Below are 23,755 nucleotides of genomic sequence, written 5' to 3' on the forward strand. Positions count from 1 at the left end.
CGAGCTTCTATGTGTCAAATACCTAAACCGTCATATGTAAGCTGCCTGCAAGTCGGGAACCGTCCCCCAACTTGCCTGCGCTTCCTAGGTACGAAGGAATTTCTGCAGAGAAAATCCGCTTCCTATTGCACCCATCGCCATGCCCGCCAGCAATAGACCAACCGAAACCTGACGAAAGAGAAGTTCATTCTGAACAACCGGCAAAAAAGTTAATGATGATTGGACATACATAACGATGGAATTGTAACCTAATCCAACAATGATCGCTGCCAGTGCACCTCCAACAAGACCTAATGCTAATCCTTCAATAAGGAACGGCCAACGGATAAAGCTATTACTTGCACCCACTAATTTCATGATCTGGATTTCCCGGCGGCGAGAAAAGACGTTCATTTTAACATTAATGGAAATAAGCACAACCGCTGCAGCACCAAAGGCAGCGACTACACCAAAGCCAATCCATCTCAGCCATTGTGTAAATTTTAAGAGCTGCTCCACAAAATTCTGCCCATAACGCACTCTCTCAACTCCAGGAAGGGCTTCCACAGATTCAGCCAAAGCTATAACATTCTGGGGATCGGCTGCCTTGACCGTCAACTTATCGGGAAAAGGGTTTGTTCCCCCTAAATCAGCCAGTATATCCTTTTCCTGCCCTCCCATTGTTTTGCCGAAATCCTCGAGGGCTTGCTCCTTGGTTACCCAGGTCACTGATTCGACTCCCTGCATTGCCTGAATCTTACTTTGTAAAGCTTGGACTTCTTCCGGGGTCGCGCTCATTTGCACAAATGTGGCAATCTCTAACTCAGATTCAAAAGATCTTGCCATATTCGAAGCATTGGCTAAGAAAAAGATCGAATACCCCAGGATGACCAGTGAAACCATGACAGTAATCACGGAGGCAACACTAAGCCAAGGATTGCGTCTCATAGAGTTTAGTGTTTCACGAAGAATATAGCCAGAGGAATCAAGCATCATAGCCGTAACCTCCTTTTTCTTCATCGCGAGCAACCCGGCCGTTTTCTATAGCGATAACTCGTTTTTGCATTTTATTGACAATCGCCCTGGCGTGAGTGGCCATGACGACGGTCGTTCCTCGTTTGTTGATATTATAAAGTAAATCCATGATGTCCCATGCTGTCTCCGGATCAAGGTTGCCGGTAGGTTCATCTGCCACCAGCAAGGCCGGATTATTAATAACTGCTCTAGCTACACAGACGCGCTGCTGTTCCCCGCCGGATAGTTCATGGGGATAGGCATTTTCCTTGGCCTTAAGTCCAACCAGTTCTATGGTTGCAAGCGTACGGGTTCTAACCTCACGCTTAGCCACTCCGATAACTTCAAGGGCAAAGGCAACGTTTTCAAAAACCGTTTTATTGGGAAGTAATTTAAAATCCTGGAAAATAACCCCAATACCACGTCTCAAATAGGGCACTTCCCGTTCTCTCATTCGCACCAAATTTCTGCTATTGATCTGAACCTGTCCACGTGTCGGAGTCTCTTCACGGTATAATAACTTTATTAGGGTCGATTTACCGGCCCCGCTGGGCCCCACCAGAAAAACGAAATCCCCTTTGCCAATTTTCAGATTGACATCGACAAGGGCCCTGGCACCATTCGGATAAATCTTGGACACATTTGTCAATTGAATCATCTTGTCCTCCTTGATTTTCTTAAGCCACGCCCTTTTTCTCCATAACCCTTAGTTTATTCGACACCAGCTGTGGATTTCCTGTCTATATAGCTAAAACAATCCAACGTTTTCTCAGAGACAAAAAATAAGTTCAAAAAAGGGACCAGCCTAGGCTGATCCCTTTTTCCTGACAACATAATCCAGTTCTTAATTGCTTTGATATAGTTACCCCTGTTTTTTAGCAAGTACCTCATGAACCGCTTTCACCAGGTCACCTTTGGTTAACCCGTACTTTTCAAGAAGCTCCGAGGGTTTCCCTGATTCTCCGAAGGTATCTTTCAAACCAACACGGACGATCGGAGTAGGCTGTTTTTCTGCCAGAACTTCTGAGATTGCACTTCCCAATCCACCGATAACGTTATGTTCCTCTGCTGTCACTACAGCTTTGGTCGTTTTGGCAATACGCACAATTGTCTCTTCATCCAGCGGCTTGACCGATGCCACATTAACCACACTGACGTTTATTCCTTCGGCGGCAAGTTCAGCAGCGGCTTCCAGGGCCATCGAAACCATAACCCCATTAGCCATGATGGCTGCATCGGTTCCTTCTTTCAGGACATTTGCCTTCCCAATCTCAAACTGATAGTCATCGCCAAAAAGGAGCGGTACATCCAGGCGGCCCATACGAATGTAAACAGGGCCGTAATAGTTGGCAGCAGCTAAAATTACCTGACGGGTTTCTTCCCCATCAGCCGGAACCAGAACAACCATGTTGGGAACAGCGCGCATAATCGCCACATCTTCAATAGCCTGATGGGAACCGCCGTCTTCTCCTACTGTAATTCCGGAATGTGTCGCTGCGATTTTCACATTTAGCTTAGGATAAGCAATCGAATTACGGATTTGCTCAAAGGCCCGTCCAACCGCAAAAATTGCAAAGGTGCTGGCAAAAGGGATTTTACCTGCGGCAGCTAACCCTGCGGCAGTCCCAAGCATGTTTGCCTCAGCAATCCCCATGTTAAAGAAACGTTCCGGATAGTTTTTACCAAAGTCAGCGGTCTTGGTTGACTTTGATAAATCGGCATCCAACACAACAACGTTGGGATTTTCGGCTCCTAAAATTAAGAGAGCCCTACCATATGCTTCACGTGTCGCTAAATTATCAGCCAAGGTTCGCCGCCTCCTCCCGCAGTTCTTTTAGGGCCTGGTCTGCTTGCTCAAGCGAAGGAGCATTCCCATGCCAGCCTGCTTGATCTTCCATGAAGGAAACTCCTTTCCCTTTCACTGTCTTGGCAATGATCATCGTAGGCCTTCCTTTCACTGTTTTTGCCTCAGCAAAGGCTGAGAGCAAAGCATCTATCTCATGCCCGTCAACTTCAATCACATGCCAGCAAAATGCCTGCCATTTCTGGGCAAGGGGAGCGGAACACATGACGCTGTCCGTCTTGCCGTCTATTTGCAATCCGTTATAATCGATAATCGCCGTGAGATTATCGAGCTTATAATGAGCTGCCGCCATAGCTGCTTCCCAAATTTGCCCTTCTGCCATTTCACCATCGCCCAACAAGGCATATACCCGGTAATCTTTGCCATCCAGCTTGCCTGCCAAGGCCATGCCATTAGCGGCTGATAGCCCCTGCCCTAATGAACCTGTCGACATATCGACTCCAGGGGTCTTTTTCATATCCGGATGTCCCTGTAAGGGATGGCCTGTTTTGCGAAGCCCCTGCAACTCCTCTTTGGGGAAATATCCCTTTTCCGCAAGAGCGGAATAAAGCACGGGAGCTGCATGCCCTTTAGAGAGGACGAAGCGATCCCGATCCGCCCAATTAGGTTCTTGGGGATTAATTTTCATCTCATTGAAGAACAAGGTCGCCACGATATCTGCAGCGGATAAGCTTCCGCCGGGATGTCCTGATTTTGCGGCGGCAAGCATGGATATGATGTCTTGACGAATAACATTTGCGACTCGCTTTAGTTCAGTTTTGATCACGCCCAATTCCCTCCTTTAACATTTGGCTCAATGCACTGTTTTAGTCTTCTGTAGAAACGCTGCGATGAATGCATCAATTTCCCCATCCATCACTGCCGAGACATTCCCTGTTTCCACATTGGTACGGTGGTCCTTGACCAGGCTGTAAGGATGGAAGACATAAGAACGTATTTGGCTGCCCCAGGCAATCTCTTGCTGCTCGCCCCGGATTTCAGATATCTCCGCTTCTTGTTCCTTACGTTTAAGCTCCAACAACTTAGCCTGCAAAACCCGCATGGCCGCGGCTTTATTTTGAGTTTGCGAACGTTCACTCTGACACTGGACGACAATACCGGTGGGTAAGTGGGTAATTCTAATGGCAGAATCGGTTTTGTTAACATGCTGACCGCCTGCTCCGCCGGATCGATAAGTATCGATCCTTAAGTCTTCAGCATCAATGGGTATCTCATCATTGTCCTCAGCAACTTCGGGTATTACATCCACGGAGGCAAATGAAGTATGACGACGTCCGGATGCATCAAACGGGGAAATCCTCACTAAGCGATGCACACCTTTTTCCGATTTAGCATAGCCGTAGGCATTTTCCCCACTAAAGGACAAGGTTGCACTTTTAATACCTGCTTCCTCTCCATGCAGAAAGTCAAGGGTTTCGACTTTATATCCGTGGCGTTCTCCCCAACGAATATAAAGCCGGTAGAGCATTTGCACCCAATCTTGAGCTTCTGTCCCCCCTGCTCCCGCATGAAGGGTCAAAATAGCATTATTCCGGTCATAGGGCCCGGAAAGCAGCAATTCTAATTCCAAAGCTTCAAACCTTTGCTTAAGCGCCTCTATTCCTTGCTCGATGTCGGGTTCCAGGCTTACATCGTCTTCTTCTACCGCTAGTTGCCAAAGGGTGGAAGTTTCCTCAAGTTCCTGCTTCAGCTCTTCATAGGTTTTAACTTTGCCTTGATGCAAGGATAGCTCCTGCATGATCTTTTGGGCGTTCACAGGGTCATCCCATAAATCCGGTCTATGAAATTCTGTTTCTAAAGCACTGATTTTATCCCGACGCTTAGCAACGTCAAAGGGAAACCCTCAAATCTGCCAAAGACATTTCTAATGTTTCTAATTCCTTTTTCCAATCAGAAAGCATCCATTATCACCCTTTCCAATTCAGTTTGCTTTCTAGATTATTATCTATCTATAAAGCAACAGCTCACTGAATTTATCAGCGTTGCTTTTTCTTTGCTCCACAACACTTCTTATATTTCAATCCACTTCCACAAGGACAGAGGTCATTACGACCGATTTGGTCTCCTGTGTGAATTGGTTTGCTAGGTTCACCCTCATAACGGTTTTCCGTCACATTACGCGGCTGCTCAGCGACTTCTTCCCTTACCTGTGGTGTGACCCGCATGACATAACGGATTATATCGTCCTGAATGGACTCAATCATCCCTTGGAACATTTCAAACCCTTCACGTCTATATTCAACGAGCGGGTTTTTCTGACCATAGGCACGTAAGCCGATGCCATCCCGCAGCATATCCATGGCATCAAGATGATCCATCCATTTGCTGTCGACAACTTGAAGCATCACAGCACGCTCAACTTCCCGCATCAGGTCGGCACCAAACATCTCCTCGCGGCTCTTGTAAAGTTCTTTGGCCTTATCAATCAGCATTTCTTCAATTTCCTCGGCCGAAAGATCGGCTAATTCTTCGGGAGATAAATGAATTCCCGGCAGAAAGAAGCCTTCAACATAATCTGCTAAACTAGCCAAATCCCACTCTTCCGGAAAGGTGCTTTCTCCACTAAACATAGTGATACTGTTTTTGGCTGCTTTTTCTAACATGTCCATAATATTGTCATACAGGTTTTCTCCCATGAGCACTGCCCGGCGCTGGGCATAAATAACCTCACGTTGTTGATTCATGACATCATCATAGTCAAGAACATGTTTACGAATATCAAAGTTGCGGTTCTCAACCCGCCGTTGCGCGGTTTCAATAGAACGGGAAATCATTTTTGAGGTAATAGGTATGCTGTCATCCATTCCTAATTTATCCATGACTCCCATAATATTTTCCGCACCGAATAAGCGCATCAAATCATCTTCTAACGAAATAAAAAACTGAGTTGATCCGGGGTCGCCTTGACGTCCGGCACGTCCCCGCAATTGATTATCAATCCGTCTGGATTCGTGCCGTTCTGTCCCAATAATATGTAAGCCGCCTATTTCTGCTATGCCCTCACCTAAAATAATATCGGTTCCCCGGCCTGCCATGTTTGTAGCGATCGTAACCATGCCGTGTTGTCCGGCTTGCGCAACAATTTCAGCTTCTTTTTCATGGAATTTGGCATTAAGAACTTGGTGCGGAACTCCGCGTCGTTCTAAGAGTTTGCTTAAATGTTCGGATTTTTCGACCGAAACCGTTCCTACAAGAAGTGGTTGTCCTTTGGCATGCTTTTCAATGATACTATCGACAACCGCTAAGAACTTCCCTTCCTCAGTGCGATAAATAACATCTGGTTCATCTTTACGCAGCAAAGGTTTGTTGGTTGGGATCTCCACAACATCCAGTTTGTATATTTTCCGGAATTCCGGTTCTTCCGTCATAGCCGTTCCGGTCATACCTGAAAGTTTATCATACATTCTGAAGTAATTTTGGAAGGTGATCGTAGCCAGTGTTTGAGACTCTTTTTCAATCTTTACGCCCTCTTTGGCTTCAATGGCTTGATGCAGACCTTCACTGTAGCGACGCCCAAACATCAGACGTCCGGTAAACTCGTCAACAATAATGACTTCTCCGTCTTTAACCACATAATCCCGATCCCGTTTGAAGAGGGTGTGCGCCTTCAGGGCTTGATTGACGTGATGGGCCAACTCGGTATGAATATCCTCATAAAGGTTGTCGACTCCCAACATACTCTCAACTCGACTTACGCCTTTTTCTGTAAGGGTGACAACTCGTTCCTTTTCAATAACTTTGTAATCTTCCTCAGGTTTCAAGCGCGGAATAATCATAGCCACTCTGAAATATAACTCCGTCGGCTTGTCCGCTTCACCCGAAATAATAAGCGGGGTCCGTGCTTCGTCAATAAGAATCGAGTCTACCTCGTCCACGATAGCATAATGAAGCTCACGTTGAACTAAAGCCTCAGGCCGCGTAACCATATTATCCCTAAGGTAATCAAACCCGAATTCATTATTCGTACCATAAACAATGTCTGAAGCATAACTGTTCCGACGTTCCTCATAGTTTAAGCCATGAACCACTAAACCCACAGATAGCCCTAAGAATTTGTGAATTCGTCCCATCCATTCGCTGTCACGTCGGGCCAGGTAATCATTGACGGTAATAACATGGACTCCTTTTCCTGTTAAAGCATTCAAATAGGCCGGTAACGTAGCTACGAGGGTTTTTCCTTCCCCTGTACGCATCTCCGCAATCCGGCTGTCGTGGAGTACCATTCCTCCGATTAACTGGACATCATAGTGACGCTGTTCAATCACCCTGCGGCCGGCCTCCCGGACAACAGCAAAAGCCTCAGGCAATAGGCTGTTTAGATCTTCGCCCCGCTCTAAACGTCCTCGGAATTCAGCGGTTTTACCACGCAATTCGTCATCGCTCAAAGCTTGGATCGTCGGTTCCAGACTATTAATCACCGCAACGCGTTTTTTATATTTTCGTATTTCACGCGCATTGTCATCAAATAAATTTAAAAACCCCATTATGTCCACCTTTCTCAATCCTATATTCATTAATTCTAACATCCCTATGATACGACTGCAACCAAGCTAGGGGATTTACTCACGTCAAACGCATGAAAGCATTCACTCTGATAAAACTTGTAACGTGAATTTCAAAAATTACATTTGCATGATTTGTTCAATGTACTTGACTGGATCAGAACAAAAAGCAAATCGTTTCCCCTTTAACGAGGCCTTCATTCCTATGTCTAATCGTTTCAAAAGAGGCAGGCACATTTTGCGTAAGATGTTTAGGTTTAATGCCGCATTTTTATCCAACGTCGTGTTACCGTCTTCTCGAAAGGTCACATCCAACTGCCAATGCATACTTTCAATCGCCCAATGTCCTCTCACCGCTTTCGCCATCGTTTCCACATCCAGCGGCAAACTACTGATATAATATCTCGTCTCTTCCCTAATTCGACCTTTCTTTTCAATCGTTTTAACGACCATTCCTATACTTTTTAGCCCTTTCCATCTTTGCCGATCCAGTAGCCACGATAGATCATCACTCTGATAATATTGGCGTTTCTCTAATTGACTTCGTGCTTTTTCTATCGTTTGGGTATAGGCTGCTTTTGTTCGGAATTCTTTATCTTCAAGATACAAGACCACATCTTTGTACAGATTCCCTTGATTCTCTTTGAGGGCTAACACATAATCTCCCTTTTGCTTGATGATTTGTTCGGCAATTTTAGTTTGTGTCCCCATCGCGTCTAGAGTGACAATAGATCCCTTGATCGTTAAGGTTTTAAGGAGTTCAGGAATGGCTATGATTTCATTCTCTTTCTCATGGACGACCGTTTGACCAAAACAGACTCCGTCTTCTTTGCACCAGGCTGAGACGACATGCAGAGGGCGCTTTTCAATCACCGCAGTGCCACGCATCGTTTTTCCGTCAATATTGATGATCTTCTGAAGGCTTTTTCCTTCTTCTTGGCTTAGCATTTGGTTGAAAGCCATTTGGATCTGCCTCATAGCTTCCGGATGTATAAGCGCCATGACACGCTGAAGGGTATCATGCGAAGGAATGCCATGGGGAAGGTCCAGATACTTCCTCAAAAGGGTCTGTTTAGAAACAGCGAAGATTTGGATTTCCTCCCAAGTATCCGCATTAGCTAACATTCCAATCAACACAATGACTACGATGTCAATCAGTTTGTGCTTGGTTTTATAGGCTTGCCTTGGGTCATTGATTCGTTCGATTTCTGCAAAGAGCTCTTTCATCATAAACTCCCCCTCTTCTCTTGGGGAAAGTTTACCATCCTTTCGCTCTTTTAGCTATTTCTCATGCGTTTGACGTGGGGATTTACTTATAGGATACCCATTTCTGTTTCCGAAACGTTGTGGTAGAATCTATGATCATTCCTGATTACTTATGTAGAAAGGCCCGCATATGCGGGCCTTTCGCCTGATTATTAAAGCGAGGGCTCAGTCCGATTACGCCACGCAATTTGCCACGCTTCTTGACTGAATTAAGTCTGGGGTTGAAGCAGCCCATAGTCGCCATTATTACGGAGGTAAACTACATTCATCTCTTGACTCTCTGAATTGGTAAACACAAAGAACGAATGACCTACGAGATTCATCTGCATAATGGCTTCTTCTACTGACATGGGTTTCGCAGAGAACTTTTTATGCCGGACGACTTCCTCACGCGGTTCATCCGCCGCAGCAACCGGATGCTTAGAATCGTGATCTTTTAAGACCTTGGTACGCATCCGCTTATTAATCCGAGTCCGATATTTATCAATCTGACGTTCTAATTTCTCAACAACCATGTCAATGGACGAGTACATATCTTCAGTTTCTTCTTCGCCACGTAAGATCATGCCATTAAGCGGAGCCGTAACCTCCACCCGATGCCGATCACGTTCGACAAGCAAGGTTACCTGAACGTCCATAAACTCATCTGAGTATTTAGCTAGCTTACCCACTCGTTTCATAACGTACTCTTTAAGGGCGTCTGTAAGTTCGATATGTTTACCACGAATATTAATGTTCATTAATTCAACCCCCTTCTATGCTGATATATAAGTAATATTCCCGATTTACACAAAAAATCCTGCTTAATATTAATATAATGTTAAGGATCTTGATAGTTTCTCTTAAAATTCCCAAAAAGAGAATCGCTGATATAATACCAACAATTCTCTCTCCAGCCGATTTGTGAATTAGATTAACGGACCATCACATTAGAAGCCTGCTCTCCACGCGGACCTTGAATCACATCAAACTCCACATTCTGACCTTCTTCAAGAGTACGGAATCCGTCTCCAACGACTGATTGAAAATGCACAAAAATATCTTGCCCATTTTCTTGCTCAATAAATCCGTAACCTTTTTGTTTGCTAAACCATTTGACTTTGCCTACCACTTAAAAAAAACCTCCTTGAATTGTCCAAGTTCTGAAATTAATCCCAACTTGACTCATACTAAGGAGGATAACCAACATCACCTAACTTTAAACCTCACTCGAAGCTCAAAGCTCGATCCTCGAAGTTGCTTGGGCAATGCTCAGCGAATGTACAAAGGCTTATAAGATTTTGCTCAAAAACGCCTGGGTCCTCGGGTTCTTAGGACTCTCGAAGACTTGGTTAGGTTTTCCCTCTTCTAAAATAATTCCTTCATCCATAAAGATCACCCGATCTCCAACTTCACGAGCAAATCCCATCTCATGAGTTACGACAACCATGGTCATTCCTTCACGTGCCAAGTCTTTCATGACGGATAATACCTCTCCCACCATTTCCGGATCAAGAGCGGAAGTAGCCTCATCGAAAAGCATTATTTTAGGTTTCATGGCTAAGGCCCGAGCAATAGCAACCCTTTGCTGCTGTCCTCCGGAAAGGCGGTCCGGATATTCATCAGCTTTATCAAATAACCCAACTTTAGCCAAAAGCTCCATGCCAATCTTTCGTGCTTCCTTCTTATTTGTCTTTCGCACAACTTCCGGAGCAAGTACAATATTTTCAATGGCTGTCATATGCGGAAAGAGATTGAAGCGCTGAAAAACCATTCCTACTTCCCGACGAATCGCGTTAACATTTACGTCTGAGTTAAGAGGAATTCCGTCCACGATAATTTCTCCATTGGTTGGCTCTTCTAATTTATTCAAACAGCGCAAGAACGTACTCTTACCGGAACCACTCGGTCCGATAACGACAACTACTTCTTTTTCACTTATATGGCAATTGATCCCCTTGAGAACTTCGAGCTTGCCAAATGATTTGTGCAAATTCTTAACCAAGATCATTCTTACCTAGCCTCCTCTCCATATAGGCAACCCATTGGGCAATCAATTGGGTCATTACTAGGTAATATAAAGCAACTGCCAGATACATGGGGAGCGGCTGATAGGTTCTTCCCACAATAATCTTTCCGGTATAAAAAAGCTCTTGTATCGCAATGATTGATAATAGCGAGGAATCCTTAAGCAAAGCAATAAATTCATTACCTAAAGGAGGAATCGTCCGTTTAAACGCTTGGGGAAGAACAATATACCGCAAAGCCTGAATCTGAGTCATACCCAATGACCGTGCTGCTTCTGTCTGACCCCGGTCTATTGACTGAATGCCCGCTCTGAATATCTCAGCAATGTAAGCACCCGAATTAAGGCCCATTGCTAATATTCCGGCGGTATACTGATAGTTGTCAGGCATAGTCTGCCATTTAAGAAGCATCGGAATTCCAAAATAGACTAAGAAGATTTGTACCAGTAGTGGAGTCCCTCTAAAGAAATCGATATAGGCAATCGCTCCAGCACGAACCAATTTGTGCTTGGATAGCCTTGCTAAGGCCATAAATAGACCGATAACGACTCCGATTGCAACAGCACCAGCCGTCAGCTCAAGAGTTAGCAGTGCCCCTTTGGCGAGAATAGGCATATTATCTATTACGACATGCCAGTTCATTCCCACAATATTCCTCCTATCGTTTATTCTTGTATACCAACCCACAAATCAAGTAACGTGAGTGAAATCTCATTTTTCAGCTATTTCATAATATATCGCCCTAAAATTATATAGTTTACCGCAAATTTTTACAAGTAGAAAACATGTCCATAACTTTCCTGTAGTTCAAAGGTAACATTAAAGGAAGGCACTTTACATCTCAGTGCCTTCCTTTAGTTAAACGCTCAAAGGTGTGTAAGAAAGAATCTTAAAATTTAGGAGCGTCTTCTTTGAACCACTTCTTATAAATCTCATTATATTTTCCATTATCCATGAGTTTTTTCAATGAAGCGTTCATTTTATCCGATAATTCAGTATTTCCAAGTTTCATAGCTATTCCATAGTACTCTGCACCAGAGTCTGCATTGACGGATTCAATTTGAGCATCAGGATTTTGGGCCTGGAACCAAAGTACAACCGGAGAGTCAGCAACAACAGCATCTACTCCGCCGCTTATCAGGGCGTTCATAGCATCGGGTGTTGTATCATATTTCTTGGTGTCCATTCCTTTTGCCTCGACTGCATATTGCCCTGTTGTATTGAGCTGTACGCCAATTTTCTTGCCCTTTAAATCCTCTAATGATTTATAACCGGCACCTTTTTTCATAGCGATATATTGACCACTTAAGAAATACTTGTCACTAAATTGGACACTCTTAGCACGCTCCTCAGTGATTGTCATCGCCGAGATGACCGCATCATATTTTCCGGCTTGCAAAGCAGGAATTAAGCCATCAAAGGCAGCTGTTTCAATATTCACCTTTGTGTATCCCATATCTGCCCCGAGAGCCTGAATAAGTTCGATATCAAACCCTGTTGCCTGCTGCTTTTCATCCATAAACTCAAACGGCGCATAGGCAATATCCGAGCCAACCCTCAGGACTTTTTCGGTAGGTGCGGAATCCGATTGTTTGGGCGCGTCGTTGCTGCCGCAGCCGGCAAGGGTCAAGAGACTTAAACTTAGTAGCCCGGCTAAAACAAAACGCAATTTTGATTTAAACATAGATATTCCCCTCTCTTTTGGACGTTATTAGCAAAAAACCTCCTGAAAACGCTATGGTTTCTTGCTTAAGCTTATCCTTTTGATTTCGATTATACTCATTCGCGAATAATTATACAACTTATTTTTTCAATTTTAGCACTTATTCTTCCTGAAGCTGCAAGAACCTCAATTTATCATTTTCTACTACTATTGGATGAATTTTTTATCAAGTATTAAGGTTATCCCCTAAAGTTACACACAGGAGTATGTGTATAATGTGGATAAGTATCCTTTTTAGCCTGTTTTTTTGAAAAAAGACTGTGGATAACCTTGTTGATTAATCTTCCAAAATAAAAAGCATTGGCTGACGAACTGTCTACCAATGCTTGTCAATGTCAAATTAATTAATTCAAAAATCTTTGAATTAGTATTGATCCCGAGCTGGACGATGGTGCTGATAGCACTCACGGCAGTATACTGGACGATCAGATGTAGGTTGGAAAGGAACTTGTGTTTCTACTCCGCAGTCCCCGCAAATAACCGTAAACATCTCACGTGATCTTCCTTCTTGGTTATTACGGTTTTGTTTGCGAATGTTGCGGCATTCACGGCAACGCTGAGGTTCATTTTCGAAACCTTTCTCAGCATAGAATTCCTGCTCCCCAACTGTGAAAATAAAAGTCACTCCGCAGTCTTTACACACTAGATCTTTGTCTTCAAAGGCCATGAAAGATATTCCCCTTACGTAAAAAAATGTAACAGGCGGTGCCCATCCACTTGTAATTATACCTCTAATACCCAAAAGGCACAAGTCTTTTTTCAATACCTGCTGCTAAACATAAACCATAAATTTCCTGAACTCCGCTTTCTCTCAGAGCTTCTGCAACTGCTTCAAGGGTTGCTCCGGTTGTCGTTACATCATCTATTAACCAAACGCTTTTTCCTAGAAAATGTTCGGGCTGCCTCACTGCAAATACACCTTTCAGGTTATTTAACCGCTCCTGACGGGAAAGCAGGGCTTGGGGCGATCTTGCCTCAAGCCGTTCAACTCCGGAAAGAACCGGCAATCCCAACTCCCAGTGTAAGCCGGATGCGATAACCTCCGCTTGATTATAACCCCTTTCTGCCAGCCGGCTCATATGCATGGGGACTGCCACAATACCGTCAACTGGGGGAAGCTGACCAATCGCCCAGTCTGAAAAGGGACGGGAGATCGTTTTGATCAGACGTGGATGTGCTTTGAATTTGACGGTTTGAATAAACTCCTTCAACCCTCCGGAGTAATGTCCCCAAGCCGTAACCCGATCCAGCTGCTTAGGGCCTCTGCCTGCGGCACAATCAAGACAATTTAGGTTCTCTGACTCGATTAATTTCCCGCACCCTTGACAGCGTCTCAACTCAGGGAGAAGGTATTTCAAGCTGCATATTGAGCAAATTGGACCTTGCTCCTCATTACAAAATACACAAACCTCTTCATTTTCATACCACAGCGCACCAGTGATCTTAAGTGCTTCTCTCCAGAACCTCTTCAAGACGTCTCCCTTCTTTCTCCTTTGGTCAGTCAATAAGCCCTAATTCCAAAGCGCGCCTGTTCTGCTCCTTTATCCATTGTACTGCAGTCTTCATGGAGCAGGTCATTTGCTTGGACAAAAACAGAATTCCTCCCTCAGGGTTTTCTTTGGTTCGTCCTACTCGTCCAGCCATTTGCACCAAACTGCGTTCATCAAACATTGGGTGATCTGACCCAATGACCACTACTTGAATTCCTGGGAGCGTGATACCCCGCTCTAAGATGGTCGTACTCACAAAGATATCATACACCCCCTTTTGTAAGTTCCTGATTTTGACCCCACGTTCCGAATCTGCACTGTAACTTCCCCCAACCTGCCAACCCGGAAATTCGTTGCTGAAACATTTAATCCAAGGGTCAACCCAAGAAATTTTCGGGACAAAGACCAGTACGGGTCCCTGTCGTCTTAATAATTCAATCTGTTTCGCCCATACCCCTGTACAGCCATTAGGGTCCGGCGGATTACGGGACTTTATCCATATGGGAACCGGCAATGGCCTTCGATGATGCCGGGCAGGAAGCCGAATAAGCAGCATCTCCCCCTGTTGAACGGCCTTTAATCCGTCCCGGGAAGGAGTAGCAGTCAAGTAAAGGAGTTTCCCCCCTTGACGCAAAGCTTGGTGCAAACCCCATTCCAAGGCCCTGCTCCCATGATAGGGGAAGGCATCCATCTCATCCATGAAAACCACATCAAAGGACTGCCAAAATCTTAGAACTTGGTGAGTTGTTGCCAGTACCATGCCGCCCACTTGAAATTTAACCGAAGTGTTCCCAGTCAATACCTGAATCGGGTAATTTGGAAAGTCTCGTTTAAGTCTCGGGGCAATATCAAGAATCACGTCTTGACGTGGTGCAGCAAAAAGAACCGATTTTCCCTCTTTCAATGCCCAGGCAGCGGCCGGAAAACACACCTCGGTTTTTCCGGCTCCACATGCTGCCCATAGAAGTGCTCTGTCTCTAGATGTACCCTTGATAAAGTCGGCTACTTGTTCGCTTGCCTGACGTTGTGCCTCTGTTAAGACCCAGCGAGGCTCAAATGAAACTATAGAAGGACCGTCCAAAAGTGAACGCTTATCTCGATAAAGGGCCTTTAAAGATGTACTGGTGCCAATGCTCTCGCAAGTTCGGCAGGTTGCAGCCGGTCCATAAAAACCGGACCATTCTTCTACATCCTTTTCTCCACAACGCTGACACTGCCACCCTCTTTTTGTCCGTTCCACTGAAGGAACCCATTGTGCCTTTCCTTGCTCTACATTATAATGGGCAAGTTTTATGATCTCATCCTCTTCAATCGTTAGTTCCTGGGCGAGTCCTTGAAAATCCCGAATTGAAAGCTGCCTTCCTAAGAGCCGCTGATTAATAGCCTGCCAAAATGCATTCCTCTTATCCCGACCCAAATCGAGTGGATTTTCACCAGAAGATGAACACCCCCTTACCTCCTTCCAGGTCATGTTCTTTGTATCCCAACTGAGATCTTCAACTATCTTCGTTATATGACGTTTAATGCTTTCCGACTTATCTTTTCTATTCCAGACGATCATTGGTTTCTTACCAGACAAACGATGCTGAACGTTATGAATCATTGATAAAGGGAGCGGGGCACTAAGATAGCCGATAACTCCCGCCCCCAACTTGTCCTGTTCCTGAAACGGAGAAAAACCGACGTCATGGTTTTCCTTTAACGTCAGATAAAAGAGCACAACTATTCCTCTCTTTCTATGTGCCCCACTGGTCTTAGCAGGTTCCTCCATTGTCGCCCTTACTCTTGCACGGGCACACACAAATCGTTATTTCCGTGAACCGACGCTGCAGACAAGCTATGTATCTCTCCAAACGGCTAAGGGACAAATCAGAACAGATCTGAACTTCGACGTTTAACGGGAGCCTGTTCATCTTCTGGAGGCCAGGCAGCTCTTTCCTCAGCAGCCAAACCCGCTTCTCCAGCTCCCCATTCTCCTGACTCAGCTTCCAAACGAAGTTTAAGCTGCAGGATCTCTTGCTAAACCTTTCCTTCCATCCCTCAATGGATGTTTGCCATTTTAGCGGGATTACCCACTCATAAGATGGGCCCACTGTCCAGGAAAGAATTGCTAAAACTATGACAAATCCCATCCAAAACATCAAATTCTCACCCCCTGCTCACAACTTATGTCAGGGCAAGAGTTGTGTGAGTTGTCTTTGCCGAGCATATTCTGCAAGAAGTTGTATATGTTGAGAGGGCAAAAAATTCTTGTGTCCCTGCCAAAGCCTTCGCTCCGAACTATTGAGGTTAACCAACCTCCCCTCAATCGTTCCGGGCACGTTTTCAACCCAGCGATAAAGGAGCATTACGGTTTCGGGATGCTCCTGACGATATACTTCCGCAGCATCCCAAACGACTGACTGGCCCCATTCATACGCTCCTAACTCGAAAGGCTGCCAGCTAAGAACTTCTTTGACGCTTTCTAATCCGGCCTCCAGGTTCCCTGTTTGAAGTAAGTACTCTGCAACCTCCCGACGCGCCTCAATTTGAGTTTGATCCCACTTCAAACTTCTGCCCCAAAGTTCGCTGCTTTTGTTAGGGTTCTGCTCGCCGTATTGAACGGCCTGTGCATTCCAAATTTGTGCACTCTTTAGGAGTGCCGGCTTCAAAAGGCCGGCCCCACAACTTAGAAAGACGGTCAGACTCAGGCCTAAAATCCCCATCTTGCCAACTGAGTAGAGTAATTGGTTTGGTTTTGAAAAATTCGTTTTAAAAGGATCGTTTCCTATCTGCAGACTGCCGAAAAGCAGCCAAAACAAACTTCCTAAAGCACCAAAGGAAAAATCTGCATCGACCAAACTATGTAATACTAAAAAAATTAAAGCGCTGCATACTTGAAGACGAGTTTTAGATTCTTCCAATTCCAGCCTTGAGTTAGCCGGCATTCGATTATTTCTCCAGGTCATCCAAGCCTGAGCCAACACAAGACCACCCCAGATCCCTACCCCCATAAGTCCGGGAACTCCCTGGTTCAGCAAAATATGGATAAAACCCGAATGGGGATCCGCTGTCCAATATGGAAAGGTTTGAACTGTAGGGAACGCCCACCATCCACCGGCTTGGGGAAGACCACCGGAATTCCAAGCCAGCTTAAGCCCATCTTTAAAATAAATAAGTCTTTCCTGCCAACTTGAAGTAGAAAAGCCCCAAGCAGTTAGATTCTCCCAAGCTGGTCTATAATAACAGAGCATAAGAGCTGTTCCTGCGCCCCCCACTAAAAGTCTGACCATCCCTTTAAAATAGTTTATCCTTCCTGTCACTTTACTCTGAAATGTCCGGCCAATCCACAATCGCCCAATAAAAACTATAAGGAACAAGCCAACTGCCCCGCGGGATCCTGTTCCTAAAAGAGAAATTGCCAGCCAGATAAAAATTAACCTTCTGCGTGGATGAATTAAGAGCACCGCTCCCAGGAATGCAGCAGCTGCATTGGGATAACCAAAGACAGAACTTAATCTGCCCCCTACTTTGCTCACCCAAGGCAGCCAGCCAATAAGAGCTATCCCAACAGCAAGCCACTCAATATATTGCATTAGCTGCTTCTTTACGGTTTCGTCGGAAGAAATTTGAATCCCCAAACGATAGACCAACCAAAGAATTCCCCACTGCAAGGCTTCAAGCAGTCCATCCACAAGTCTGACAGGATGAAGAATTCCCACTAACGAAAAAAAAAGCAGTCCTAAAAACAGATAATCTGTCTGGCCAAACGCAAACGGTTTCTTTAAGCCAAGATCTGACCTTTTAGGCAGATGAACCCATAGAGCGTAAGCCGATAGAACAAATCCAAATAAAAGCCATTCCTGGGGGTAATATAGGCCGTGTATGAAAACACTAAATCCTAAAAAAAGAGCCAGGAGGCGTGCTTTACTGCTCCTAGCTCTGCTGTCATGTTGTAATGATAACCCAATCACTGGGCAGTCTTCTTCCTCTCCAGGAAGAATTTAAGGGTTCCTTCTGCCGCCAGCTCATCTCCGACATAGGCAACGCCTTTGGCGACTCCGTATGTCTTTCTTAACTTGACGAGTTCCACTTCTAAGCGAAGCTGATCTCCTGGAATGACTTGCCTTTTGAACTTAACATCATCTAAGCCGGCAAACAACCCTAAGCAGCCTTCGTATTCCGGTTGTTTAAGGATCGCGACAGATCCGACTTGAGCAAGTGCTTCCATAATCAAAACTCCTGGCATAATAGGATGACCCGGAAAGTGTCCCTGAAAGAACGAATCATTTATGGTAACATTCTTAATTCCTACAGCCCTTTTACCTACTTCTATTTCTAGAATTCGATCGACCAATAGAAAGGGGTAACGATGTGGAATAATCTCCTGAATTTCTTGGTTTTCTAACACTGAAAAATTCCTCCTTATTAACCTCAAACCTCAAGCCACGAGTACGGCTTGCAGATATGGACCATTATGTCTTATGATGATTGTATATACAAGGCATTTAACTCATGAAAACAGTATATCCAAGTTTTGGCCTGAAGGGAAGATAGCCGGTGTATGAAAAAAAATACAAGATTCTACATATTATTGGCGGCGGAGAAATTGGTGGGGCGGAACAACATGTGTTATCTCTGCTTAATGGTATAGACCAAACTCGCTTTGATCCCTATCTTGTCTGCCTGACTCAAGGTCCTTTCTCTGACCTGGCCATTGATCATAAGATCCCAACCCATACGTTCCCGATGCGCTTCCCACTTGACATTTCTCCCATTCCCGCCCTCATTCGCTGGTCAAGGAGACAAGGCATAAACCTGATTCACACCCATGGCTCCCGGGCCAATCTTCTCGGGCGCCTGAGTGCTAAATGGTTAGGTATCCCCAGCTTAACCACCGTTCATAGTTCATTAGCTCACGATTACCTCTCTCTTTGGTCTGCTCAAATAGCTCTGCTTCTTGATCGTCTGACTCTCCCCTTAACATCCGGGATTATCACTGTATCAGAGCACCTGGCAAAAGAAGTTGCTTTGAGAGGCGGGAGAAATCCATTAACCATTTATAATGGTCATCCCTCCCTTACCTTTGACGACCCCTCTTCTTCCCGACATCGTTTTCGCCGGCAATGGGGTATCCCGACGGATGCTCTTGTTCTGGGAACCATCGGCCGCCTTCATCCCACTAAAGGGCAACTATATCTGATCCAGGCCGCCGGTCAACTGCGCTTTAAATTTCCCAACCTCCACCTCTTGCTCATAGGAGATGGTCCCCTGCGCCAAAACTTAACCCGGGCACTACAAGAGAGTAATCTTCCCCATACCATTACCGGCTATCTCCCTTCAGCCTATGAAGCACTACCCGCCATGGACCTTTTTGTTTTGCCTTCAGTTAGTGAAGGTATGGGGCTGGTTTTGCTCGAAGCAATGCAAGCCAGGGTCCCGATTGCAGCAAGTGCTGTCGGAGGAATTCCGGAGCTCATCCGCGACGGCGTAGACGGGCTGCTCTTTCCCCCAGGGGACGTACCGAAATTAAGCGCAGCATGTGCTTCTATTCTTGAGAATCCTGCTTTGGCTGAGTCTCTTGTTCATGGGGGGCAAAACCGCTGGCCTATGTTTTCTATAGATAGTATGGTCAGAGCAACAGAGCAAGTATACACTCGTATGCTTGCTAAGACAGCTCCCTGACCTGAGCACAGCCGGTCAGCTAAGAAGATTTCGGGGAGATGCTCTTAAAATGTCAAAAGGTTGAGCTGTTTGCTCAACCTTTTGACATGCAGTCATATTCCTTCTGCTAAGGCCAATCCCATTGGCCATTCTCGGTTTGGGAGATAGTCTACCTGGTTTGACCGTAGGTCTTTTGGGATCTTGAAGTTTCCCATCTCAATTGAGAGTTTTTTCCAATGCTACCTTTCTTATCTGAAGTTTTAGGAACCGGGATTATGGGAGATACCCTCTCTCTAGAGAAGCTTTGATCATTAAGCCAAGGGTTTCTTGCTTTATCACCCGTGTTTATCAGAACGTCTTTTTTCTTGGATTCCTGCTCTCTTTTCATAGACTCCGGTTCTTTTCTCCTAGACTCCTGTCCTTTTTCCTTTCCTCTCTCTGAGTCTTCCCCCTTATTTTTGTTATCGTTTCTCTGGCTTCCCCTGGATCTTTGCTTATCCTCGTCGCTGTCTCTGTCCTTATCCCTGTCGGCTTTCTTATCTCTATTTATCCCGTTTCCTTTAGTTTCCTCTTTAGCTTTGTCACGTTTATTTCTTTGATCTATCCCCTGTTTGTATTTCTGCAATACTGCATCCTTAGACTTAGCCTTATCCTGCTCAGGAATCTGCTTTTTAGATAAAGCAGCATAGGCATCTGTCTCCTTCTTCTCTTTAACCTTAGCACGAACTTTTGAGTCTTCAAGCAACCGGACCCGTTCTGTCGTCTCTTTTAATTTTTCCGGTTGAGTCTCTACTCCCGCTTCTACAGCAGTCTGCCATAATGCATACTCACCTATGGTCAGATCTCCTTTTTCGGCAAGCTCCCGATCTTGAGTTGTTACAGAGAAGAAAGCAACCTGCGGGGTAAATCCATTTTCTTTAGTATTTACTGACAGCCAAGAGATGATTTGATTCTCGTTAAGACCTTTAGCGGCTTGCTCTAAACCGTCATCAATCAGCGAAGAATAACCCACTACAACCCAAGGTTGTTCAGGCTTTAAAAACTTTTGATTGTAGGCCTCGGTTACAATCTGTCCCAAGACTTCATCAATGGGTTTTCCTTTTAGGTCAATCTTACTTATCAGGCGCTCAGCATCCTCGTTTTGAGTATTAATTTCAAGTACATTCCTCTTGCCATCTATCGTAAATTGCAAACTGGGATTAATATCGACTGAAAGCAAGGCTACTGCAGTGGGCACTTGATACAAGTTCCAGCCAACTATTGTCGTTAAAACCATAAGAAAAATTGCCGCAACTCCAACCCAGGCACGCCATCCTTTAAAGCACTCAAAGCCAAGTTTCAGTTCAATTTCTTCTCCTACCTCTGCATCTTGTTTTCTTTTAACATGACGAAATGTTCCATTTTTATCGAGGACTGTATAACGGGATCCGGATTTTTCTAAAACTACAGCTTTTATTTTACTCATCCCATCGCCCCCTTTTCCCGCGGGAGGACATACTCCCGTAAATAGACATAATCATTTTGGTTCGCAAGAAGTAAGGCTACCGCTAAAATATACTTCCGCCCCCGTTCCAATACCTTATGATGAATTTGGGTTTTCAGCCCTAAGGCCTGCATAGGAACTTTTCCTTTACGTTCCACCTGAAGCCACAGCTCAGGATCAAAGGCCAATTCTCTAGCTGCCCTCAGTAATGTCTCACGGGAATCTCGATGTTTAGGGGATACTTCTACTAAATCCTGAAAGTTAAGCTGAAAAACAGCCAATGCTTTAGAAAATTGTCGAATTTCTTCCGCTCGCTCAAAGTTTTGTTCTTGCTCTCGAAAATCATCTAAACCAAGATGAACATCGACCCGGCGCCCAATATCATCTTGATCGAGAGATATTGACTGCCGCAAACGCTGCCTTCGATAATAATCAATTAGCCTTCGCTTCATCAATACCCGTGCATAGGCTAAAAAGGGTACTCCTTTATCTTCTGCAAATAGGTCAATCGCTTCATTAAAAGCAATCAACGCTTCTGATAATTCGTCATCTCGACCCCATTCCAGAGAGCGAAAACATGCTTGGCTAGCAACATGACGAATAAACGCTTGAGATTCGGCTAAGAAAGCCTCTCTGGCTTCTGAGTCCTCTTTCAAACGCTGCCAAGAACATCCATCTTCCCATTCTGGCATGTTTTCTTTCCTCCTACTCACCTCTACGAAACAAATTCTCTCTTTTAGGGGGTCTTAGGCATCAACTTCTGCCAAAGTACTTTTATCACAAAGCGGGGTAACACGCTTTGACGTTTCCAGCGCCGGGGCTCTTTCCACAACCTATACAGCCATTCCAGCTTGTACTCTTGAACCCGTTCAGGTGCTCGAACAACATCCCCTGCCAGGGCATCCAAGCTGCCGCCGACCCCCACACTTACAGCTGCTAATTCGAGATGCTCTGCAATCCAATATTCCTGACGCGGAGCACCTAATCCGACGAGAAGAATATCTGGTTGAAAGCATCGGATCTTTTCCAAGAGCTGCACTTCTTCTTTCAAGTTAAAATAACCGTGGAACTCCTCCCAAATGATTCCGGGATAGTTCCGGGCAACTTGGTTTCCTGCACGCTGAGCTACCCCCGGTTTCCCGCCTAAAAAGAAAATCCGCCATTTATGCTGATCCGCTGCGGGAAATAAAGCTTGAACCAGATCTATTCCAGTCACTCGTTCTTTTAGGGGGTTCCCTAACCAGCCGGCAGCCCAAACGACACCTATCCCATCAGCTGTTACGATATCTGCCGAATTGATGACTTTCTTAAGCTGTTGATCCCGGCCGGCTGCATAGATCATTTCAGGATTGGCGGTAACCACACGTATTGCAGCATGTTCCTCAACCGCCTTACTGATTTTCTCAATGGTTTCTTGCATAGAATAGTTATCTACGGTGATACCAAGAATATCGACCCTCACGATAATTTCTTTCCTTTCCGCTTTACACATGATTCCCGATGTTCACCTGCACAAACTCCTTGGATCCCGGCTCTAATGTTAAAGTCCAAGGAAAGAGTCCACATCCGAAAGAATTGTATTCGGATTGACTAGTAACCTCGGACTGTTTAATTCATATCTGATTATTATCGTTTCACTGCACCTAAAACTTTCCTGTTAATACCCTACCTGTTCCTAAGGCTACACAGGAAATTGGATCCTCAGCTAAGCTGACGGGCAGCCCTGTTTCGCGAGACAGACGTGTGTCAAAGCCGTACATCATGGCTCCTCCGCCCGTCATAATAATTCCTTTGTCAAGAATATCTGAGGACAATTCCGGTGGTGTTCGTTCTAAAACTTCCTTAACTCCAGCGACGATCGCATCAATCGATTCTTCAAGGGCAACGAAACACTCATGGGAATTCACATTGATCGTTTTGGGCAAACCCGAGATCAGATCCCGTCCCCGGACATCAATGTATGCGGACGGCTTACCCTCAGAAACAGCGGAACCAACTGCTATCTTTATTTCTTCAGCAGTGCGTTCTCCAATCATAAGATTATGCTCCCGCCGAATATAACGGCTAATAGCTTCATCAAACTTGTCTCCGCCAACTCGAAGACTGCGTTTTGCGACAATCCCGTTCAGGGACAGAACCGCGATATCTGTTGTTCCGCCACCTATATCAACCACCATGCTGCCAGTCGGCCCGGAAATATCCAAACCGGCACCCAGGGCGGCGGCATATGGTTCTTCGACCACTTTTACATCTTTGGCTCCGGCTTGGTAGGCTGCCTGTTTAACTGCCCGCTGCTCTACTTCTGTTACTCCCGAAGGAATGCAAACAACAACACGCGTTCTGAAAAATGGCCATCTCTTAGCGCCTGCCTTCTCCAAGAAATATTTTAACATCAGCTCTGTCGTCTGATAGTCTGCAATGACCCCGTCACGCATTGGTCGTACGGCTACAATATTACCTGGAGTCCGGCCAATCATTAGCCTGGCTTCTTCTCCAACAGCAATTCGTTTATTCGTAATTCGGTCAATCGCAATTACGGAAGGTTCATGTAAAACAATCCCTTTTCCTTTTGCATAAACTAAAACACTCGCCGTACCTAAATCTATTCCTAAATCTATCCCAAAATCGATTCCAAACATTGCCGAAGATACCCCTTTCGTCATCAATAGCTTGTCCATTTATATAATACTATAAACAAATAGCATAATCTCCCTCTCGGGAGATTCGCTACTTATCATCCGTATAGATTCATTCGTGATAAAATCCCTAATCCCTTTTGCTTTCT

The 23,755-nt window shown here is 45.1% G+C and carries 23 protein-coding genes; 1 reads left to right on the forward strand and 22 read right to left on the reverse strand.

All coding sequences use genetic code 11. The features are described from left to right. Window positions 1–84: 84 nt before the first annotated feature. The 18 genes from ftsX to fabZ all read right to left on the reverse strand — a co-directional run bounded on the left by ftsX (window position 85) and on the right by fabZ (window position 18,234). Window positions 85–975: a permease-like cell division protein FtsX gene (gene ftsX / locus DESYODRAFT_RS25685; protein ID WP_007787526.1), complete on the reverse strand. Its 891-nt coding sequence runs from the start codon at window positions 973–975 to the stop codon at window positions 85–87. Beyond that, on the reverse strand, window positions 965–1,651 hold the full coding sequence (gene ftsE / locus DESYODRAFT_RS25690) for a cell division ATP-binding protein FtsE (RefSeq protein WP_007787528.1): 687 nt from the start codon (window positions 1,649–1,651) through the stop codon (window positions 965–967). Before ftsE ends, ftsX begins: the two co-directional genes overlap by 11 nt. A gap of 204 nt (window positions 1,652–1,855) precedes the next feature. Beyond that, window positions 1,856–2,800 (reverse strand): transketolase family protein, encoded by a 945-nt coding sequence (locus DESYODRAFT_RS25695; RefSeq protein WP_007787530.1) that lies wholly within the window; start codon window positions 2,798–2,800, stop codon window positions 1,856–1,858. Next, on the reverse strand, window positions 2,793–3,623 hold the full coding sequence (locus DESYODRAFT_RS25700; RefSeq protein ID WP_007787531.1) for a transketolase: 831 nt from the start codon (window positions 3,621–3,623) through the stop codon (window positions 2,793–2,795). Before DESYODRAFT_RS25700 ends, DESYODRAFT_RS25695 begins: the two co-directional genes overlap by 8 nt. A gap of 27 nt (window positions 3,624–3,650) precedes the next feature. Beyond that, a protein-coding gene (gene prfB / locus DESYODRAFT_RS25705) for a peptide chain release factor 2 (protein ID WP_007787532.1) occupies window positions 3,651–4,758 on the reverse strand; the annotation gives its coding sequence in 2 pieces (ribosomal slippage) (window positions 3,651–4,688 and window positions 4,690–4,758; 1,107 coding nt in all). A gap of 75 nt (window positions 4,759–4,833) precedes the next feature. Then, on the reverse strand, window positions 4,834–7,341 hold the full coding sequence (secA, locus tag DESYODRAFT_RS25710; RefSeq protein WP_007787533.1) for a preprotein translocase subunit SecA: 2,508 nt from the start codon (window positions 7,339–7,341) through the stop codon (window positions 4,834–4,836). A 138-nt stretch (window positions 7,342–7,479) separates the two neighbouring features. Beyond that, window positions 7,480–8,589: an ISAs1 family transposase gene (locus DESYODRAFT_RS25715; RefSeq protein WP_007787534.1), complete on the reverse strand. Its 1,110-nt coding sequence runs from the start codon at window positions 8,587–8,589 to the stop codon at window positions 7,480–7,482. Between the two features lie 245 nt (window positions 8,590–8,834). Then, entirely contained in the window at window positions 8,835–9,365 is a 531-nt protein-coding gene (hpf, locus tag DESYODRAFT_RS25720) for a ribosome hibernation-promoting factor, HPF/YfiA family (RefSeq protein ID WP_007787535.1), read from the reverse strand. Between the two features lie 173 nt (window positions 9,366–9,538). Then, window positions 9,539–9,736, reverse strand: a complete 198-nt coding sequence (locus DESYODRAFT_RS25725; RefSeq protein WP_007787536.1) for a cold-shock protein — start codon at window positions 9,734–9,736, stop codon at window positions 9,539–9,541. A 159-nt stretch (window positions 9,737–9,895) separates the two neighbouring features. Continuing rightward, window positions 9,896–10,615 (reverse strand): amino acid ABC transporter ATP-binding protein, encoded by a 720-nt coding sequence (locus DESYODRAFT_RS25730; RefSeq protein WP_007787537.1) that lies wholly within the window; start codon window positions 10,613–10,615, stop codon window positions 9,896–9,898. Next, a complete protein-coding gene (locus DESYODRAFT_RS25735; RefSeq protein WP_007787540.1) occupies window positions 10,602–11,273 on the reverse strand; it encodes an amino acid ABC transporter permease in 672 nt (223 codons plus the stop codon). The genes DESYODRAFT_RS25730 and DESYODRAFT_RS25735 overlap by 14 nt, the downstream gene beginning before the upstream one ends. A gap of 247 nt (window positions 11,274–11,520) precedes the next feature. Continuing rightward, window positions 11,521–12,315 (reverse strand): basic amino acid ABC transporter substrate-binding protein, encoded by a 795-nt coding sequence (locus DESYODRAFT_RS25740; protein ID WP_007787542.1) that lies wholly within the window; start codon window positions 12,313–12,315, stop codon window positions 11,521–11,523. A 403-nt stretch (window positions 12,316–12,718) separates the two neighbouring features. Beyond that, window positions 12,719–13,021 carry a zinc-ribbon domain containing protein gene (locus DESYODRAFT_RS25745; RefSeq protein WP_007787543.1) on the reverse strand — a complete coding sequence of 101 codons (303 nt, stop codon included), beginning with the start codon at window positions 13,019–13,021 and terminating at the stop codon, window positions 12,719–12,721. Window positions 13,022–13,085: 64 nt separating this feature from the next. Further along, the gene (locus DESYODRAFT_RS25750; protein WP_007787544.1) at window positions 13,086–13,826 is read right to left on the reverse strand and encodes a ComF family protein; all 741 of its coding nucleotides are present in this window, start codon (window positions 13,824–13,826) and stop codon (window positions 13,086–13,088) included. Window positions 13,827–13,851: 25 nt separating this feature from the next. Continuing rightward, window positions 13,852–15,615 carry a DEAD/DEAH box helicase family protein gene (locus DESYODRAFT_RS25755; protein ID WP_007787545.1) on the reverse strand — a complete coding sequence of 588 codons (1,764 nt, stop codon included), beginning with the start codon at window positions 15,613–15,615 and terminating at the stop codon, window positions 13,852–13,854. Then, entirely contained in the window at window positions 15,599–15,988 is a 390-nt protein-coding gene (locus DESYODRAFT_RS25760; protein ID WP_157137253.1) for a hypothetical protein, read from the reverse strand. The genes DESYODRAFT_RS25755 and DESYODRAFT_RS25760 overlap by 17 nt, the downstream gene beginning before the upstream one ends. A gap of 27 nt (window positions 15,989–16,015) precedes the next feature. After that, window positions 16,016–17,797, reverse strand: a complete 1,782-nt coding sequence (locus DESYODRAFT_RS25765; RefSeq protein ID WP_007787547.1) for an O-antigen ligase family protein — start codon at window positions 17,795–17,797, stop codon at window positions 16,016–16,018. Further along, the gene (gene fabZ, locus DESYODRAFT_RS25770; protein WP_007787548.1) at window positions 17,794–18,234 is read right to left on the reverse strand and encodes a 3-hydroxyacyl-ACP dehydratase FabZ; all 441 of its coding nucleotides are present in this window, start codon (window positions 18,232–18,234) and stop codon (window positions 17,794–17,796) included. The genes DESYODRAFT_RS25765 and fabZ overlap by 4 nt, the downstream gene beginning before the upstream one ends. 149 nt (window positions 18,235–18,383) lie before the next feature. Between fabZ and DESYODRAFT_RS25775 the strand changes: the two genes are divergently transcribed. Continuing rightward, complete coding sequence (locus tag DESYODRAFT_RS25775) at window positions 18,384–19,508, forward strand: glycosyltransferase (RefSeq protein WP_007787549.1); 1,125 nt, start codon at window positions 18,384–18,386, stop codon at window positions 19,506–19,508. A gap of 148 nt (window positions 19,509–19,656) precedes the next feature. Here DESYODRAFT_RS25775 and DESYODRAFT_RS26810 read toward each other — a convergent pair whose 3' ends face one another. The 4 genes from DESYODRAFT_RS26810 to mreB form a co-directional block, all read right to left on the reverse strand. Then, the gene (locus DESYODRAFT_RS26810) at window positions 19,657–20,952 is read right to left on the reverse strand and encodes an anti-sigma factor domain-containing protein (protein WP_007787550.1); all 1,296 of its coding nucleotides are present in this window, start codon (window positions 20,950–20,952) and stop codon (window positions 19,657–19,659) included. Further along, window positions 20,949–21,662: an RNA polymerase sigma-I factor gene (sigI, locus tag DESYODRAFT_RS25785; protein WP_007787552.1), complete on the reverse strand. Its 714-nt coding sequence runs from the start codon at window positions 21,660–21,662 to the stop codon at window positions 20,949–20,951. Before sigI ends, DESYODRAFT_RS26810 begins: the two co-directional genes overlap by 4 nt. 44 nt (window positions 21,663–21,706) lie before the next feature. Next, complete coding sequence (locus DESYODRAFT_RS25790; RefSeq protein WP_007787553.1) at window positions 21,707–22,432, reverse strand: WecB/TagA/CpsF family glycosyltransferase; 726 nt, start codon at window positions 22,430–22,432, stop codon at window positions 21,707–21,709. 181 nt (window positions 22,433–22,613) lie between these two features. Then, window positions 22,614–23,609, reverse strand: a complete 996-nt coding sequence (mreB, locus tag DESYODRAFT_RS25795) for a rod shape-determining protein MreB (protein WP_042339166.1) — start codon at window positions 23,607–23,609, stop codon at window positions 22,614–22,616. Window positions 23,610–23,755: the final 146 nt, after the last annotated feature.

Origin of the sequence: Desulfosporosinus youngiae DSM 17734, from assembly GCF_000244895.1 — a bacterium.
Lineage (GTDB): Bacteria > Bacillota > Desulfitobacteriia > Desulfitobacteriales > Desulfitobacteriaceae > Desulfosporosinus > Desulfosporosinus youngiae.

Excerpts from the sequence above, each read along its gene's own strand:
- ftsX (WP_007787526.1), bottom strand. The coding sequence starts at position 975 with ATGATGCTTGATTCCTCTGGCTATATTCTTCGTGAAACACTAAACTCT.
- ftsE (WP_007787528.1), bottom strand. The coding sequence starts at position 1,651 with ATGATTCAATTGACAAATGTGTCCAAGATTTATCCGAATGGTGCCAGG.
- secA (WP_007787533.1), bottom strand. The coding sequence starts at position 7,341 with ATGGGGTTTTTAAATTTATTTGATGACAATGCGCGTGAAATACGAAAA.
- DESYODRAFT_RS25715 (WP_007787534.1), bottom strand. The coding sequence starts at position 8,589 with ATGATGAAAGAGCTCTTTGCAGAAATCGAACGAATCAATGACCCAAGG.
- hpf (WP_007787535.1), bottom strand. The coding sequence starts at position 9,365 with ATGAACATTAATATTCGTGGTAAACATATCGAACTTACAGACGCCCTT.
- DESYODRAFT_RS25730 (WP_007787537.1), bottom strand. The coding sequence starts at position 10,615 with ATGATCTTGGTTAAGAATTTGCACAAATCATTTGGCAAGCTCGAAGTT.
- DESYODRAFT_RS25735 (WP_007787540.1), bottom strand. The coding sequence starts at position 11,273 with ATGAACTGGCATGTCGTAATAGATAATATGCCTATTCTCGCCAAAGGG.
- DESYODRAFT_RS25740 (WP_007787542.1), bottom strand. The coding sequence starts at position 12,315 with ATGTTTAAATCAAAATTGCGTTTTGTTTTAGCCGGGCTACTAAGTTTA.
- DESYODRAFT_RS25745 (WP_007787543.1), bottom strand. The coding sequence starts at position 13,021 with ATGGCCTTTGAAGACAAAGATCTAGTGTGTAAAGACTGCGGAGTGACT.
- DESYODRAFT_RS25755 (WP_007787545.1), bottom strand. The coding sequence starts at position 15,615 with ATGGAGGAACCTGCTAAGACCAGTGGGGCACATAGAAAGAGAGGAATA.
- DESYODRAFT_RS26810 (WP_007787550.1), bottom strand. The coding sequence starts at position 20,952 with ATGAGTAAAATAAAAGCTGTAGTTTTAGAAAAATCCGGATCCCGTTAT.
- sigI (WP_007787552.1), bottom strand. The coding sequence starts at position 21,662 with ATGCCAGAATGGGAAGATGGATGTTCTTGGCAGCGTTTGAAAGAGGAC.
- mreB (WP_042339166.1), bottom strand. The coding sequence starts at position 23,609 with ATGTTTGGAATCGATTTTGGGATAGATTTAGGAATAGATTTAGGTACG.